Here is a 16292-nt window from a genome sequence, read left to right as displayed (position 1 = left end):
AAAATTTCTAACAAATACTTATCATTTTTAAGCTTGTCATAATTTTCTTCTCCAACCGTCCTATAGAGCATAAGCTCAATCAATCCAAATTTACTTAACCTGACAAAGCTTGCCGAAACATCAAATGGATCATAACCTTCAATAGTCCAACCAATAAACCAGTCGGGAGTTGCTTTAGTTAAAAATTTTCCTTGATTTTTTAATTCCACCGCTGGATTGACAATTTGCTGATATCCAATCTCTTCTGATAGTTTTTCAAAGACTTTTGCATCTAAGCTGTTCATTTGTTTTATAAGCTCCACAAAAGAGGGGTGCACATCCTTCTCCTTAGTTTTATCCATAGAGTTTGCCAACAAATTCAAGTACATTTCCCTCAAAGTCTCATTTTGCGCTGTATATCCAAGGGCTTGAATTAATGGCACTGCAATTTCGGGGTCAGGGGTTTTCCTTCTCTCTTCCGGAATTTTCTCAAACCTTTTCTTAACGCCTTCTTCAACGATTTTTTCAATTTGCTCCCACCCCCACAACAGGCCTCTTAATGGAGACAAAAGAGCCTTAGCAGTTCTACCCGCAACGGTCCCTACTTCTTGAACAGCAGGCTTAGCCAAATCTTTGTAAACTTCTGGTGCAAGCTTTGAAGTTTCATCGATTATCTTATTAGCTGAATCCGGGTCTATCATTTATCGGGGCTTTGAAAATGTTTGCCAACATCTTTGTTGCCGTCATTAACAACATTGTACGAATGTCATCAATCCAGCCTTAGCCCGCAACTTACAGCGGTTTCGGAGTGGCTGTACAGTAGCGCGGACTTTTAGTCCGCGAGTTAGGTAGCGCTCTGCCTAGCGGACTAAAAGTCCGCGCTACAACCCTGCCGTACACTGACTCCGAAACCGCTCTAACCATAACTATTCCGCGCCGCCGTGGCTCCCCCTCTCTTTTGGAGAGGGGGCCGGGGGGTGAGACCTGCCTATGTACATCTTCGTCATCAACTCCGGTAGCAGCTCCATCAAGTATCAGCTGTTTCGCTGGCCCGTCGAGCAGCCCGTGTGCAGCGGTCTGCTCGAGCGCATCGGCTTGGCTGATGCCACCATCACCCATAAAGTATTCACCGCCGAGCAAGAGCAGGTCAGCCAGCGCAGCCTGCCCATCCCCGACCACGCGGCCGGGCTGCGGGAAGTAGTGCGCCTGCTGACTGACCCTGAGCAGGGCGTGCTCCGTGACCCGCAGGAAGTGCACGTAGTGGGGCATCGGGTGGTGCACGGGGGCGAAGCGTTTGCTGCCACCACGCTTATTACGCCGGCGGTGAAAGCTGAAATCAAGCGGCTTTTTTCCCTGGCGCCCCTGCACAATCCGGCCAATTATCTGGGCATTGAGGTGGCCGAAAGCTTGTTTCCGCAGGCCCGACAAGTAGCGGTGTTTGATACGGCTTTTCATCAGACTTTGCCCCCCAAGGCCTTCCGCTACGCCCTGCCCACTTCGCTCTACTCCGAGTTCGGCATTCGGGCCTACGGTTTTCACGGCACCAGTCACCAGTACGTAGCCGCTCAAGCCGCCACTTATCTGGGCAACCCAACGGCCAAAATCATTACCATTCATTTGGGCAATGGCTGTAGCATGGCGGCCGTGCTGGGGGGCAAATCTGTGGATACCAGTATGGGTTTTGGGCCGCTCAGTGGCCTGGTGATGGGCACGCGCTCCGGCGACCTTGATCCGTCGGTTATTTTCCACCTGATACAGGAACGCGGCTATGAGCCGGTCCAGGTGCAAACGTTGCTCAACAAAAACAGCGGTATGCTGGGCCTTACTGGCTTCAGCGACATGCGCGACATTACCAAAGCCCTGCTGGCCGGCGACCCCGCCGCCGAGCTGGCCTACGACCTCTACGCCTACCGCATTCAGAAATATATCGGGGCCTACGCCGCCGTGCTCAATGGCCTCGATGCGGTGGTATTCACGGCCGGCGTGGGCGAGAATGATGCCCGGATTCGCGCCCTGGTCTGCCGAAACCTGGAGTTTCTGGGCCTTCACCTCGGTGAAACCCGCAATGAGGAGTGCACCAAGGAGTTGCGCGAAATAAATCAGGCGGAAGCGCGGGTGAAGATTCTGGTGGTGCCCACCAATGAGGAGCTGGCCATTGCCCGGCAGTGCGCGGAGTTGCTGACTGCCTGATTCTACTTCTCCTTAGAAGCGCAAGCTGCTCTTGGAGCATCGCATAAAAAACGCGGCCGGAAACTATTCCGGCCGCGTTTTCGGCTTGTATCAAGCTGGTATTCTACCGCCCAAAATCATCCTGCACGCGCACGATATCGTCTTCATCGGAGGGCTGGGTGGCATCCGTGTGCTGCCAGATTTCGGCCAATACGCCCCAGTCGTCGAGGCCGACTAACCGATGACGCTCCCCTTGCCTTAAGGTAATCAGCTGACCGGGAGCGTAGGTTTTTAGCTCGCCTTCTTTATCGGTGTTGCTCGTCACTACGCCTACGGGGCCTTGCAGCACTTTCCATACCTCGGCGCGGCGGTGATGATACTGCCACGAAAGCCGCTTTTGGGGCGCCACAATCAGGATTTTAGGGCTCAGCTTGCCCGAAATGCGCAGGTCTTCCACGGCCACCCCATCAAAATAGGCATCGGCAAAGGCCTGGGCCTGCTCTTCATTAATGACAAAAAAGCCCCCCCACGGGCGCGACTGGTCTTGCTTATCGATAGCAAAGCCCTGCTCCCGGAGCTGTTGCTCAGTTTGTTGAAAAAGGGACTGTTTTTGAGAGTCTGTATGCATTGCAGAAGTAAGTAAGGGGCAAGAGTATGAGATGTATATCTGACTTCAAATAATATACCGCTTCCACTCCACGAGCAGCGCACGCGGCCCCGCCAGGAGCAAAGTATCTAGTGCTTCAACTGCCCATTAGGCCGCGAGGCCAGATCCAGCGGCAGCTCTAGGTAGAAAGTACTGCCTTTGCCCTCTTCACTCTCAAACCAAACATGGCCTTTATGCAGCCCCACGATGGTTTTGATGATGGACATACCTAAGCCAGTCGTTTTCTCACCCCGCAAACCCGGCCGGCGAGCCTTGGTAAAACGCTCAAATAACCCTTCCTGCAGGTTCCGCGGAATGCCAATACCGTCGTCGGCTACGCTGAAGCGCACACAGCCGGCTTGCTCAGCCACGGTTAGGATAATATGGCCGCCATCGGGGGTAAACTTGAGGGCATTCGATAACAGGTTGTTGAGCACCTGCATAAACTTATTCACATCCAGGCTGACGTATACAGACTGCTGGGGGGCAATTAGCTGGAAGCGCTTCGATACGACCCCCTCTGATTGCTTATAGCTTTCCATCATTTGCCGCATGCGCGCTACAATATCGACCCGCTCCATCTTAAGCTCCACGTTGGCCGAGTCCAGAAACTCCTGGTCCACGAAGTCGCGGATGAGGTCAATGCTTTCCTTGCAGGTGGTCTGCATGATGCGGATCATCTCATTGAGGTGCTCATTCTGCAATGACCCAATTTGCTCGCCCATGTATTCGGACAGCTGCTGCAACATGATAAACGGCCCCGCCAGGTCGTGGGAGAGGATTTCGAGGGTAGCGTTTTTCTTGGCGTTGAACTTGTCCACGTTGGTCATATACTCTTTCTGGCCGGTAACCTCGTCCAAAAAGCCCCCCAGCAAGCTCTGCTCAGCACTAGCTTGTTGGCAGTGAGGCGTCAGGCAAAACCATTGCTCCGTACCATCGGAGTTGAGCAGGCGAAACTCAATTTCCTTTTCTTCCAGCCGGCCACGCTGCCAGCGCCGCCAGCAATTAGCTACGTAGGGAAGGTCATCGGGGTGCAGCCGGGCCATGAGTTGGGGCAACTCCTGATTCACCTGCTCGCGGTGCCCGCCCAGCAGGCGCTCGTAGGCCGCATTAACAAATACTACTTCGTTAGCGGCGGGGTCATACACGAAGAAAACCTGGTGGAGATCTTCCACTAAGTCCTGAAAAAACGGTACTGGGTCAAGCATGGAGGTGTAGCAGTAGAAGGGCGAACAACTAGGTTAAACGGCGGTCACCGCTTTAGTTGGTGCTCCGGACGAGGGCGGCCGAAGTTACCAAGAAGATAAGGCTTGCGGAGGCGGACACCAAAATATACTACCTCATTGCTTGAGAAGCCTTGGGGGCAAAAGCAGCCGTAGCGGAACCAGCCAGCAGCGGTATTCCAAATGCTGCTCGCGGCATAAGCCAGTAGATAGCCAGTGCTTATAATTTAATCATTCCATTATGAATTTTACCTTTTTTGATACAAAGGATTTGGTTTACTTAGTTAATCTCCGTATATTCAACTACTTATATAATAAGACCCGCGCTACCTCCTACCCACCTTTTGCTACCCCACTTCATCGTTATCCATGAATTAAACTAGCAAAGTATATGACCATATCTTCAGGGGTGGTACTAGTGGCCGCTCCCCCCACGGTGTACCGCCTGGGTCTGACCGCGATGCTGCGCGAAACCTGGCCGGCACTCAGCATTCGCGTCCTGCCCGCCCCCGACCAGCTCCTGGACCTGCTGGCTCAGCAGCGCTTCACCCTGGTCATTGCCGACGCCACGGCCGACGGTGCCAGCCTGCTGCCCCAGCTGCTACAGTTGCGCGCCCACGGCAGCCGCCAGCCACTGCTGCTGCTTACCGGGCGGCGCCAGTCAGCCGCCGTGCGCCACTGCCTGGCCCACACGGGCTACTGCTTGCTGCCGCGCCACGCTACACCCACGGAGGTTATCAAATGTGTTGAGGGCCTCCTGAGTCAGTCCGGTCCTACCGGCTTTTCCTCCGGGCCACCGAGTCGGCGTGTGGCGCCCCCTACACCCTTTAGCCGCCGCGAGCTAGACGTACTGCGCCTGGTAGTCGCCGACTGCTGCAACCAGGAAATTGCCGACCGCCTGTTTTTGAGCGTGCGCACCGTGGAAAGCCACCGGCGGGCCTTGCTGCAAAAAGCGGGGGCCAAGACGCTGGTGGGACTGGTAGTGCAGGCCGTGCGCGAGGGCTGGGTGGCGGCATAAAATTCAGTGGTGGTACGGAGGTGTTAATGATTTCACTAGTGAAGATTTACATCATCATATACTAGCGCTGTGGTTAGTTGTACTAACTGGTGTAGAGCTAATGTTGCGAAGGATATGAGCTAGAGACTAATGTGATTTTAACATTCTTTCGACCAATGCCTACTACTTCCCCTCTCCGTCTACTCACTTCCGTTGTCGCCCTTATCCTGCTGGCTAGTATTACCGTCTTCTCGTAGAAATATGATTACGAAGCTTTTGATGACATAATCCTCTACCCCTACGATTTATAAGTTGGCGTTGCAAAGACTACTAATAAGCGAATATGCCGCGCAGGTATAGTGTTGGCTAAAGTTGGAAACCCAGTAGATGACAAAAACCTAGTTAGTATTCAGGTAGTTAGGATAATAAAAATTGAGAAGGAAGGAGATGTGTCTGATGCAGAAAAACCTACAACAATTAGCTCAGAGGATAGTGGAATGCTGTTTTGCTTTAAAGCCTCTGACTTGAAGGAAGGAACTCTCAGGAAGCGGTACGCTATGACTTATAGCCGGCCGAAGTATATTCCCATAGCTCAACCAGCCTTTGGAACAATCATCATTCCTTTTAAAAGCCGAAGCTCGGTCACTAGGGACACTCAGAAATATGCGGCTTCTTTTTCGAGCAGTTCAACTATTGGACCTTCACTAGGAGCACGATTTAGAATATCAAGATACTATCCTCATTATTTAAGCATTATGGGTGTTTATGGCTTGGCAAATGCCAACGTAGATAGTGCTACTACCCAAGGATTTGAGAGAAAAAGCAGAGACTTAGCAGCAATTACAAAAGCTATCGGACTGGTATTAGAATTTGATAATGTGCAGGCTAGATTATTTATAGGTGACGATAAAGTAAGCGGAGAGACTGGCAACAGGTGGATTTACAATGGAAAGCGCTGGTTTGCAGTTGGTATCGGGTATCAATTTATTAAATCTAATGACGAGAAGAAATAAATAGTTTACCAAGTATTATCGACTATTTCGATGAGGCCAAATTGCGTCTAACATATACACTTACTTGACCTTAAAGATCTTACGACATTTATTGCATTTCTCACAAAAAAAGCTCCCCAGACGCCTCCATACGGCGCTGGGGGGCTTTTTTACGACCACATTTCACGCTACCAGCCTTCCATCGGCAGCTGCTGGCCGGGCGCAAACGCCCGGTGCGGGCGCGGCGCGGGCTCCGCTTCGGCCGCTACCGCCGCGCCCGCCGGCGGGGCCAGGGCCTCGCGCAGGGCCGTTTGCAGCAGCTGCCCGGCCAGGCTGGCACTCTCGCGGATGCGCTGCTCCAGGGCCTCGCAGTGCTGCATGAGCTGTCCAGCCAGCTTCGCCACGGTGCGGTGCTGCTCGGCTAGGGGCTTCCAACGGCTTTAGAAGCTAACCTGGGGTTAGATGGTTGAAAAGCCAACAAGCCGCTGGAGGCCCCAGCGGCTTGTTGGCTTATATCAATGAAGCAGACAGTTACCCCAGCTTCTTATATCGCACGCGCTTCGGCTCTACATCGCCCAGGCGCTTCTTCTTGGCTTCTTCATAATCCGAGAAGTTACCCTCAAACCAGACCACTTCCGAGTTACCCTCAAAGGCCAGAATGTGGGTAGCCAGCCGGTCCAGAAACCAGCGGTCGTGGCTGATGATAACGGCGCAGCCGGCGAAGTTTTCCAGCGCGTCTTCCAGGGCCCGGATAGCGTTCACGTCCAGATCATTGGTGGGCTCGTCGAGGAGCAGCAGATTTGCCCCCTGCTTGAGCGTGGTGGCCAGATGCACCCGGTTGCGCTCCCCGCCCGAGAGGCTGCCAACTTTCTTTTCCTGGTCGCCGCCGCGGAAGTTGAAGTTGCTCACGTAGGCGCGGGCATTCACCGGCCGGCCGGCCAGCAGCATGGTTTCGGTGCCGCCCGAAATCGTCTCGAACACCGATTTGTTGGGGTCCAGGGTTTCGTGCTGCTGGTCCACGTAGGCCGTCTGCACCGTGGGACCGACCTCGAAGGTGCCCGCGTCGGCTTTCAGCTGATCGGTAATTAATCGGAATAAAGTAGACTTACCGGCCCCGTTCGGCCCGATGATGCCCACGATGCCGCCCTGGGGCAAGGAAAAGCTCAGGTCCTCGAACAGGAGCTTGTCACCGAAAGCTTTGGCCAGATGATGGGCTTCAATGACCTGCCCGCCCAGGCGCGGGCCATCGGGGATGAACAGCTCCAGCTTCTGCTCTTTCTCCTTCACGTCGGCGCTCACCAGCTTGTCGTAGCCGGCCACGCGGGCCTTGCTCTTGGCCTGGCGGGCTTTGGGCGACATGCGCACCCACTCCAGCTCGCGCTGCAAGGTTTTCTGGCGCTTGCTCTCGGTTTTTTCCTCCTGGGCCAGGCGGTTCGACTTCTGCTCCAGCCACGATGAGTAGTTGCCTTTCCACGGAATACCCTCGCCGCGGTCCAGCTCCAGAATCCAGCCGGCCACGTTGTCGAGGAAGTAGCGGTCGTGCGTCACGGCTATCACGGTGCCTTTGTACTGCTGCAAGTGCTGCTCCAGCCACAGCACGCTTTCGGCGTCGAGGTGGTTGGTGGGCTCATCCAGCAGTAGCACGTCGGGCTCTTGCAGGAGCAGGCGGCAGAGGGCCACACGGCGCTTTTCGCCCCCCGAGAGGTTGCCGACAATGGCGTCGCCGTCGGGGGTGCGTAGGGCGTCCATGGCGCGCTCCAACTTGGAGTCCAGGTTCCAGGCATCGAGCTGGTCGAGGCGCTCCTGCACGGTGCCCTGACGCTCCAGCAGCTTGTCGAAGTCAGCGTCTTCGGCCCCGAAGGCTTCATTTATCTCGTCGAATTCCTTGAGCAAAGCCACCGTTTCGGCGGCGCCTTCCTGCACAACTTCCATCACCGTTTTGGTGGGGTCGAGCTGGGGCTCCTGCTCCAGATAGCCTACCGAGTAGCCAGGGGAGAACACCACTTCGCCCTGAATCTGCTTGTCCACGCCGGCAATGACCTTGAGCAGCGAGGACTTGCCTGAGCCGTTCAGACCGAGCACGCCGATTTTGGCCCCGTAGAAAAACGAGAGGTAGATGTTCTTGAGAACCTGTTTCTGGGGCGGATACACTTTGGTCACGCCGGCCATCGAGAAGATGATCGTTTCGCTCATGGTAGTTAGGTTGGGGGGCTTTTTTAGGAGTGATAGACTATAAGGTGGGGGTTGGGGGCTTTTTTGTAGGTCAGCTCCAGCTCGTCAGGCAGAGCAAAGCATCTCGCTCGCGGTAGTAGGATTACTAATCAGACGTCAGCCCGCGAGATGCTCCGCTGTCGCTCTGCCTGACGTTCTGCTAGATAAGCTCTTAAGTCAATTCATCCGTTTCAACTTAGCTACCCGACTCGCGACCTAACCTTGCGGCGGTGGCTTACGTTCGGCTCAGATAACCCCGGCTAACGCGGCGGACTTCCCAAAGGTAGGCAGGCAGCCCTAAGTTTCCGCCGTTTAAACCCAGGGTTTCAGAGGCAGCGAATGTGCTCGCCATCCCGTAAACTTGTAGTCAGCTAAACCCGCTTCTTTACCCTTCCGATCCCACCACCTAGCCGCTTTCGCGTTAATATTATCATTAGTATGGAACCACAAGATCACCTGCTGGCCGAAGCCCGGCGCTACGGCTATGTCGAGGGCGACCAAGTGTGGCTACGCTCGTTTATGGATTGGCCGGCCCGTCAGGTTGGGCAGGTCAAAGAATCCGAGGATGCTTCGCTTCAGTACTTTGCTCAGCGCTTCGAGAGCTTTCGGGCCAAGGTAGAAGAGCTACTGGCCAAGATTGAGGAATCGGAGAATAAAGGTTCTTTTCTGATGAAGGCCCTGCACCTGAAGGAGCAGATGGCCTCCTACGATGCGCTGGGCGACTTTGAGAGTCTGCATCACCGCCTTACCGAGGCCGAGGAAGGCATTAAAGTGACCGTAGCTCGCAACCGCGAGAAGAATCTGAACACCAAGATCAGCCTGATTCAGGAGGCTGAAGCCCTGCGCGACAGCATCGACTGGCAGGCAGCTGGCGAGAAGCTGCAGGAGTTGCGCCAGGCCTGGATAAAGACTGGTCCCGTCGAGAAACACCTCACCGAAGAGCTCGAAAACCGCTTCCGCGAAGCCGTGGATCAGTTTTTCGTGCGCAAAAAGGACTTTCTGGCCGATAAAAAGGCCATGTCGAACCGCGTGTTGGATAAGTACCGCGACCTGATTCGCAAGTCGGAGGCCATCCAGAACTCCGAAGACTACGAAGAGACTACCCGCCAGCTCAAGCAATTGCAACAAGACTGGAAAGAAGTGGGCGGCTCCTTGCCCCGCAAGCAGGCTAATGAGTTATGGACACGCTTCCGGGCCGCTCACAACCACTTTTTCGACCGCCTCAAGGAGCATATCAGCACGAAGCGCGTGGACGCCAAAGATGGCTACATGGACGATAACCTGAGCCGCAAGCGCGCTTTGGTAGCCGAGGCCGCAGCTCTTCTCAACCAGCCAATGTCGGCGGCGGTGGCGCGGGCCAAAGAGTTGCAGGCGGCCTGGAAAAAGGTGGGTCCGGTACGCGGCGAAGAGTCGGACCGGGTATGGGAGCAATTCATCATGGCCTGCGATAAGGTGTTTGAGATGAGCGCCCTGGAGCACTTTATCCGCAAGCGCCAGCCCAACGGCCAGGAGTCGGGCTCGGCCGAAGACCGCATCAACGCCCGCGTGCAGGCCCTGCGCGACTTTATCAAGTATGATAAGCAGGAGCAGGAAGTGCTACAGGAGAACCTGGGCAAGCTCAGCGACTCGCCTGGCAACGAAACTTTCCGCAATATGCTGGAGGGCAAAATCCGGGGGTTTGAAAGAAAAATCCGCACAAAAACCGATCTTATCGAACTGCTGCGGCAGCGCTTAGCTGCTTAACTTTAAACCTTCGCCTGCGTTTTACGTTGTCGGGAAGCAAACGCCGTTGCGCCGCTTTGGCAGGCATTTTCCGTCGGCCGGGTTTTTGCTCACTGCCTTCTTATAACTTCTTTTTGCCCACTTTTTTTGTAGCACACCATTATGTATTGGACTCTGGAACTTGCTTCCTATCTGGAAGATGCCCCCTGGCCCGCCACCAAGGATGAACTGATTGATTACTCCATCCGCTCGGGTGCCCCGATGGAGGTGGTGGAGAACCTGCAGGCATTGGAAGATGACGGCCAACCCTACGAGAATATCGAAGAAGTATGGCCGGACTACCCGACCAAGGAAGACTTCATGTTTAATGAAGACGAGTACTAGGTAGCAGAAGTGGGTACCGAGAAGTGACAGGTGAGTATTTTGGTCTGATTAGCTGAGTAGGCTGGTCATATATTCAACGATTCTCATGTCTCACTTCTCACCTCTCCACATAGAAAATCTGGTTGCGGGGTATGAACAGCGTGTTCTGCTCCGCAATCTTTTTTTGTGCGTGCCCACACCGGCTTTTGTAGCCATCGTGGGGCACAATGGTTGCGGCAAAAGTACCCTGTTCAGAGCACTCACCGGGCGTTTACCGTATCAGGGCAGCGTACACGTATTTGGCCACGATCTGCGCACGGAGCGCCAGCCAGCCGCCAGCGGCTTACTGGCGCACCTGCCTCAGCGCAACACCGTCAGCTTTTCAATTGAAGTGCGCGAACTGGTGGTAATGGGCCGCTTCCGCCACCAGCGCTTCCTGAGCGCCTACGGACCTGACGATTATACCCAGGCTGATGAGGCCCTGGCCCGCGTGGGCGCCGCCTATCTCGCCTACCGCGACTTCACTCTGCTCTCCGGCGGGGAGCAGCAACTGGTGTGGCTGGCTCAGCTGGCTCTGCAAGACGCTCAGCTTTACCTGCTCGACGAGCCCACCCAACAGCTCGACGTGTATTACCGCCGCCGCGTGTTCGATTTGTTGCAAAGCTGGGTACTGGAGGCCGGCAAAACCGTGCTCTGCATCACCCACGACCTCGACAATTTGCCCCCCCTACGTGGCTATCTGCTGAATTTGTCGCTGCCCAAGCCAGAGTTAGAGGTGCTGACACCGGAAAGCGTGTGGGGGGCAAAAGCGTATTTGGAAAGCGAAGGAAGCCTGCGGGCTGAGCTTATTCCGTAGCTCGTTTTCCTAGAAGTGCTACTTGATTACTTTTATAGTAGCCGCCAATTAGGATATCAACTAAACCCTGGCGTGACCAGCAGACCTTTTTATCGATATATGAGAAATGGCAAGGGTATACATAAAGTATTAGACTCCATTCTATCATTGGCGTATAGTGGAGGAGTAAACTGATGTTTGAGTGATGAAAAAGACAAATAAAATCGGTTGCTTATTTCGTTTTTCTTATTTGCATATTCCGAAGATATTACAAAAGCTTGTTATTGGAAGGCAGGTTTTGTATGTTTGTTATTCATCATTTTAATTCAGATTACGCACATGTCGGTGGCACACAATTAAATTAGTGGCGCTTACTCAAGTAACGAACAATAAATACCCCGGTAATGAAACGACTTGAAATTATTGAATTCCTTAAAGGCTATTCGATTTTTACTATAATTATTTACCATTTCTCACAAGAACTTAATCTCCCAAGTCCCTTCGATAATCTTATACTTTTTGGAGGGGCTGGTGTCCATTTATTCATCTTGCTATCTGGGCTAGGCATGTACCTATCCCACTTGAATAAACCGTTAACTTATTTTAATTTTCTTAAGAAAAGGGTTGTCAAAGTATATGTGCCTTATATTATAGCTATACTCATCATAGCTATAATTTCGATTTTCATTCCTATTTATAAAAACTCTCTCTATACTCTTGGGGGGCATATTTTTTTATATAAGATGTTTGATGAGAGTATTATGTCTTCCTATGGATACCAGTTATGGTTCGTTTCGATGATATTACAATTTTATATTGCTTTCTATGCGATAGCATTTCTGGCAGAAAGATTAAGCACAAAATATTTTATAATCATATGCTCCGTAATAAGCTTGGTTTGGATTGTGATAGTCGTGTCCTTAGGTAAGGAAGCGGAAAGAATATGGCAAAGTTTTTTTCTGCAATATCTGTGGGAATTTGCCTTAGGCATGGTCATAGCTAGTAAGCTTTTTAAGAATGATTATAAAATAAATTTTGACATTAAGCCCATCCATATTTTATTAATAGGTGTCCTAAACTGTATACTATATGGCACTTTAGCTATCAAAGGTGGTTACGTAGGAAAAATGATAAATGACCTTCCTTCTTTAATTGGCTATTCTTCAATAGCTATTTGGGTCTACAAGTTAAATATTGATAAGATAAACAGATTTTTTATTTTTACAGGATCTATATCATTCTCTCTCTACTTATTACATATAATAATTCTATTCCTCGCGAAAATTTATCTCGACAGAATACCAATGCTTGCAGTCATTACCGTAGCTTTAATAACAACTTATATGATCTCGATTTATTATCAAAAGATGATAGGCAAGGTTTACAAAATTGTAAATATATAAACTATATAAAAGTAAATATTTTAATACACATTAGGCGCAAATCCCGCAAACGATAGCACGTATTGATTGACAAAGAGAATTAGGAAAAGAGCAGGGGTTACTTTATCATTTAAAGCCTCTTTTAAGAATCAGCGCGTAGATTAACGTCGCCCTGGCTGACCCCGCAACACCTGTCCAATGGAGCGTAAAAATGGCCACGGCGTGACCGAGTTCATCACCTGAAAGTTTTCGACCCAAGAGGTACGCTCATCCAAAAAGTCGAAGATGCGCTCCACTGGGTTGTGCTGAAACAGCTCGGTGAAGATGTCGCGGGTGGTTTCTCCCTGGCGCTGCATGATATCGAGCAGCAAGGTGTCGAAGAGGCGAAATTGCCACTGGTCGCCGGTAAGATCGGCGGGTGGGGCACCGGTGGCGGCCAAGCTGGCCACGAGGCGGGCCGTATGCGCCTGAATACGGTTAAAGGCGTAGCCCGTACTCGGCTTCGCCCGCCCGGCGCGCGTGCCCAGATTGATGATATTTGCCCCCCGCCGGGCGGGTAGCCGATGATCCGTCATCGGAATGGCTCCCACCTCTTCTGACTCTATGCGGTACTGCCGCACGCTGAGCGTGGTGATTAGATAGTCGTGTATGGCAGCCTCGTAGGCGGCTTTAGGCAGCAGCTCGCCTGAGAACAGCGTGTACTCTACCAGTGCCCGGCGCGGACTGAAAGGGAGCACATACATAAAGCGCGGCTCTTGGTATTGCGCCCCCCGAAAATCCATAAACTCCACGGTTTCCGGGTCGAATACAGCCTGCTCGGTTTCCACTTCCCAGCCTACAAAATGCTGAAGTAGGTAGCGGTGCTTATCGGGCCGCTTGTGCATAGCTGGCGGGCGACTATCGAAGGCGTAGCGGGCCGTAAACTTCCCGGCTGATGTATGGGCTACCACACCGCTGGGGGGCAAATTTTCGAGACTCTCAACAGTGGCGCGCACCAATGTAAACTGTGGATTGGCGGCCAGCGCGGCGTGTACAAATTGATAAAAGTCCAGCCCCCGAATCATCTTATAGCGGTGCCGGCTGAGCGGAAAAACCTGCTCGAAGCCCGGACTGCGAAAGGCCAGCTGCTGCCACTCGTGGGCCACAATACTATCGAAAGGCAACGGCTCGTCGGCCCAGAATGACCAGGTGCGGTCATTCTGGTCTTTGGCGGCTGGTTCCAGCAATAGCACGCGCTTGTCGCACAGGCGAGGCTCTTGGGCCACGGCATACGCGAAGCTCAGGCCAGCGGCTCCGCCTCCCGCTATCAAATAATCAAAATCAGCTTGCACGGACACAAAAAACCGGCGACGGAAACATCTCCGTCGCCGGTTCAAATAACGGCTTAATACCTGAGCTTGTTTCTGGATTAGAAGTTGGGCGACAGCAGGTACTTGGAATAGAAATCGTCAATGATTTTAACGGCCGATGCAGCATCATCCACGATTTGCACCAATTGCATATCCTCAGCCGAGATGTTGTGCTCCTCGTGCAGCATCACTTCCTCAATCCACTTAAACATGCCTTCCCAATAGCGAGAGCCGACCAGCACGATGGGGAAGCGCCCGATTTTCTTGGTTTGAATCAGTGTGATGGCCTCAAAAAGCTCGTCCAGGGTACCGAAGCCGCCGGGCATCCCGATGAAGCCCTGCGCGTACTTCACGAACATCACCTTGCGCACAAAGAAGTAATCGAAGTTGATAATCTTATCGGGATCGATATAGATGTTGTGAAACTGCTCGAATGGTAGCTCAATGTTGAGGCCTACTGAGCGGCCACCCTCGGCGCGTGCGCCTTTGTTGCCGGCTTCCATGATGCCAGGTCCGCCGCCCGTGATTACGCCGTAGCCATGGCGCACGAGCTTGGCCGCGATTTCCTCGGCCATCTTGTAATACGGATTCTCGGGCTTGGTGCGGGCCGAGCCGAAAATAGACACGCAGGGGCCGATTTTGCTCATCTTCTCAAAGCCCTCTACGAACTCGGCCATTACCTTGAAGATCTGCCAGGAGTCGGCAATCTTAATCTCATTCCAGTCCTTATCAACGAACGCGCGGCGGATGCGCTGCTCGTCATCGAGCTGCAGAGTGCGCTGTCCGCTCGTTTGCTCCCGAATTTCACTGATGGAAGTTACTTTGTTGTCATTCACATTGGGCTGACTGATGGTCTGCCCGCTACCTGCATTCAGGTTTTCGTCGTGGACTTTGGTCCGACTGGTTTTTTTAAGCTTAGTCATTGGTACTGCGCTTTTGAGCCCGCTTATGGGAATTAGGAAGCACTTTTTGGTGCCGCGGGCCTGTTTTAAAGATAAAAAGAGAAATAATTAGAAGCCTAGCGACCAAAACGCGCAAATGCCCTCCACCCAAAACCGGGGCGTGCAAGATAGGGGTTTGACTCTATTGTGCAAGGGGAGGGGCTTACTTCCTGTGGCTGCTTTACTTCGAGCGGATGGCAATAACCGGATCGAGGTTGGAAGCCAGCACCGCCGGAATAATACCGGCCAGGATACCGATGACCACCGATACGGTGAGCCCCAACGTCACGTTGCCGGCCGAGAGAAACAAGGGCAAAGATTCCTGCGGGACCAGCGTGATCAGAAAGACCAGGAAAATACCGGCCGCGCCGCCGATCAAACACAAAAAGATGGCTTCGAACAGAAACTGAAACAGGATAAAGTAGTTTTTAGCTCCCAGCGACTTCTGAATGCCAATAATGTTGGTGCGCTCCTTCACCGACACGAACATAATGTTGGCGATACCAAAGCCTCCCACCAGCATGGCGAAGCTGCCAATAACGGCACCAGCCACCCCAATCACCGAAAACAGCTTGGAGATAAGCTCCCCAAACATTTCGGGCCGATTCAGGGCAAAATTGTCTTCCTCCCGGGGTTTGAGCCCCCGAATATTACGCAGCGCTCCCTGCAGCTCCGACTCCAGATTGGTGAGGTTCTGATCGTCTTCGCGGCCTTTTACAATAATGCTGGGCGTTACCCCGCTCCTTCCGCTGCCGTTATTGATGGCAAAGATCTGGCTGAACATGCCGAAGGTAATCAGACAATTAGCATCATTGCTGGGCGTATCAATCAGCTTTTTGCCTTCTTTTTTCATCACCCCAATCACGGTAAACTTTCGCCCACGGGCCGTGAACTCGCGGCCCAGGGCGGAACCGCCGCCAAACAGGTTTTCGGCAATGTCGGCCCCCACAATGGCTACGTTGCGGGAGAGGTCCATTTCCTGGGGGGTAAAGTAGCGGCCTTCAGCAATGGGGACTTTCGAAACCTGCTGAAATTCATAGCTTACGCCCTGCAAATTGCAGTCGGTGAGACTGTTAGTACCCGCTTTCAACGTGTTTCCGCCTGTGTTAGCCACGATGGCCATACCCATATGGCTATTGGGGTCGAGCGTACGCTCAATAGTCCGAAATTCGCGCTGGGTGGGCACGGGGCGGTTAAAGTACTTCCACCAGGGCTGATTAGGTTCGAATTTCCAAGGCCACTTGCCGACGTAAATCACCTTTTCACCCAGAAAATCCATGCTTTGCCGGATGTTGGATTCCAATGAATCGACGACGGTGAAAACGGCAATAATGGCAAATATGCCCACCGTGACGCCCAGCAACGAGAGAATGGTGCGCAGCAGGTTGGATTTGAGAGCTTGCCACGCGAAGCGGAAGCTTTCCAGAGTCAGGCGCAGGGCGAGCATAATGTGAATGGGTGAAATTGTGAAGGGCCAAAGGGT

Annotated in this window: 15 protein-coding genes; 7 read left to right on the top strand and 8 right to left on the bottom strand. The window is 52.7% G+C overall.

Going from position 1 to position 16292, the window contains the following annotated elements; genetic code table 11:
• On the bottom strand, nucleotides 1–680 hold a 680-nt coding region (locus tag B9A24_RS09565; RefSeq protein WP_084445012.1), incomplete at its 3' end, for a DUF4393 domain-containing protein.
• A gap of 289 nt (nucleotides 681–969) precedes the next feature.
• Here B9A24_RS09565 and B9A24_RS09560 point away from each other — a divergent pair.
• The gene (locus B9A24_RS09560) at nucleotides 970–2169 is read left to right on the top strand and encodes an acetate/propionate family kinase (protein ID WP_084445010.1); all 1200 of its coding nucleotides are present in this window, start codon (nucleotides 970–972) and stop codon (nucleotides 2167–2169) included.
• A 103-nt stretch (nucleotides 2170–2272) separates the two neighbouring features.
• On the opposite strand, the gene B9A24_RS09555 is transcribed toward B9A24_RS09560, so the two are convergent.
• Together B9A24_RS09555 and B9A24_RS09550 are read right to left on the bottom strand one after the other, a co-directional pair.
• Nucleotides 2273–2776: a cupin domain-containing protein gene (locus tag B9A24_RS09555; protein ID WP_084445008.1), complete on the bottom strand. Its 504-nt coding sequence runs from the start codon at nucleotides 2774–2776 to the stop codon at nucleotides 2273–2275.
• 107 nt (nucleotides 2777–2883) lie between these two features.
• Nucleotides 2884–4002, bottom strand: coding sequence for a PAS domain-containing sensor histidine kinase (locus tag B9A24_RS09550; protein ID WP_084445006.1), 1119 nt, complete (start codon nucleotides 4000–4002; stop codon nucleotides 2884–2886).
• A gap of 406 nt (nucleotides 4003–4408) precedes the next feature.
• Here B9A24_RS09550 and B9A24_RS09545 point away from each other — a divergent pair, with 406 nt between their 5' ends.
• Nucleotides 4409–5035, top strand: a complete 627-nt coding sequence (locus tag B9A24_RS09545; RefSeq protein ID WP_084445004.1) for a helix-turn-helix transcriptional regulator — start codon at nucleotides 4409–4411, stop codon at nucleotides 5033–5035.
• A 338-nt stretch (nucleotides 5036–5373) separates the two neighbouring features.
• A complete protein-coding gene (locus B9A24_RS21650) occupies nucleotides 5374–6027 on the top strand; it encodes a hypothetical protein (protein ID WP_159452009.1) in 654 nt (217 codons plus the stop codon).
• 167 nt (nucleotides 6028–6194) lie between these two features.
• On the opposite strand, the gene B9A24_RS09535 is transcribed toward B9A24_RS21650, so the two are convergent.
• Complete coding sequence (locus tag B9A24_RS09535; RefSeq protein ID WP_234997161.1) at nucleotides 6195–6386, bottom strand: hypothetical protein; 192 nt, start codon at nucleotides 6384–6386, stop codon at nucleotides 6195–6197.
• Nucleotides 6387–6537: 151 nt separating this feature from the next.
• Nucleotides 6538–8199 (bottom strand): energy-dependent translational throttle protein EttA, encoded by a 1662-nt coding sequence (ettA, locus tag B9A24_RS09530; RefSeq protein WP_084444998.1) that lies wholly within the window; start codon nucleotides 8197–8199, stop codon nucleotides 6538–6540.
• Between the two features lie 456 nt (nucleotides 8200–8655).
• Here ettA and B9A24_RS09525 point away from each other — a divergent pair, with 456 nt between their 5' ends.
• The 4 genes from B9A24_RS09525 (at nucleotide 8656) to B9A24_RS09510 (ending at nucleotide 12540) form a co-directional block, all read left to right on the top strand.
• The gene (locus B9A24_RS09525; RefSeq protein ID WP_084444996.1) at nucleotides 8656–9960 is read left to right on the top strand and encodes a DUF349 domain-containing protein; all 1305 of its coding nucleotides are present in this window, start codon (nucleotides 8656–8658) and stop codon (nucleotides 9958–9960) included.
• A 141-nt stretch (nucleotides 9961–10101) separates the two neighbouring features.
• Nucleotides 10102–10323, top strand: coding sequence for a DUF2795 domain-containing protein (locus B9A24_RS09520; RefSeq protein ID WP_019948259.1), 222 nt, complete (start codon nucleotides 10102–10104; stop codon nucleotides 10321–10323).
• A gap of 85 nt (nucleotides 10324–10408) precedes the next feature.
• Entirely contained in the window at nucleotides 10409–11158 is a 750-nt protein-coding gene (locus B9A24_RS09515) for an ABC transporter ATP-binding protein (protein WP_084444994.1), read from the top strand.
• A 383-nt stretch (nucleotides 11159–11541) separates the two neighbouring features.
• Nucleotides 11542–12540: an acyltransferase family protein gene (locus B9A24_RS09510; protein ID WP_084444992.1), complete on the top strand. Its 999-nt coding sequence runs from the start codon at nucleotides 11542–11544 to the stop codon at nucleotides 12538–12540.
• Between the two features lie 140 nt (nucleotides 12541–12680).
• On the opposite strand, the gene B9A24_RS09505 is transcribed toward B9A24_RS09510, so the two are convergent.
• The 3 genes from B9A24_RS09505 to B9A24_RS09495 all read right to left on the bottom strand — a co-directional run bounded on the left by B9A24_RS09505 (nucleotide 12681) and on the right by B9A24_RS09495 (nucleotide 16256).
• Complete coding sequence (locus B9A24_RS09505; protein WP_159452008.1) at nucleotides 12681–13856, bottom strand: lycopene cyclase family protein; 1176 nt, start codon at nucleotides 13854–13856, stop codon at nucleotides 12681–12683.
• A 71-nt stretch (nucleotides 13857–13927) separates the two neighbouring features.
• The gene (locus B9A24_RS09500) at nucleotides 13928–14791 is read right to left on the bottom strand and encodes an LOG family protein (RefSeq protein ID WP_084444988.1); all 864 of its coding nucleotides are present in this window, start codon (nucleotides 14789–14791) and stop codon (nucleotides 13928–13930) included.
• 199 nt (nucleotides 14792–14990) lie between these two features.
• Complete coding sequence (locus B9A24_RS09495) at nucleotides 14991–16256, bottom strand: ABC transporter permease (RefSeq protein ID WP_084444986.1); 1266 nt, start codon at nucleotides 16254–16256, stop codon at nucleotides 14991–14993.
• Nucleotides 16257–16292 lie beyond the last annotated feature (36 nt).

Source organism: Hymenobacter roseosalivarius DSM 11622, from assembly GCF_900176135.1.
Lineage (GTDB): Bacteria > Bacteroidota > Bacteroidia > Cytophagales > Hymenobacteraceae > Hymenobacter > Hymenobacter roseosalivarius.
This window is presented reverse-complemented; position numbering and strand designations above follow the sequence as displayed.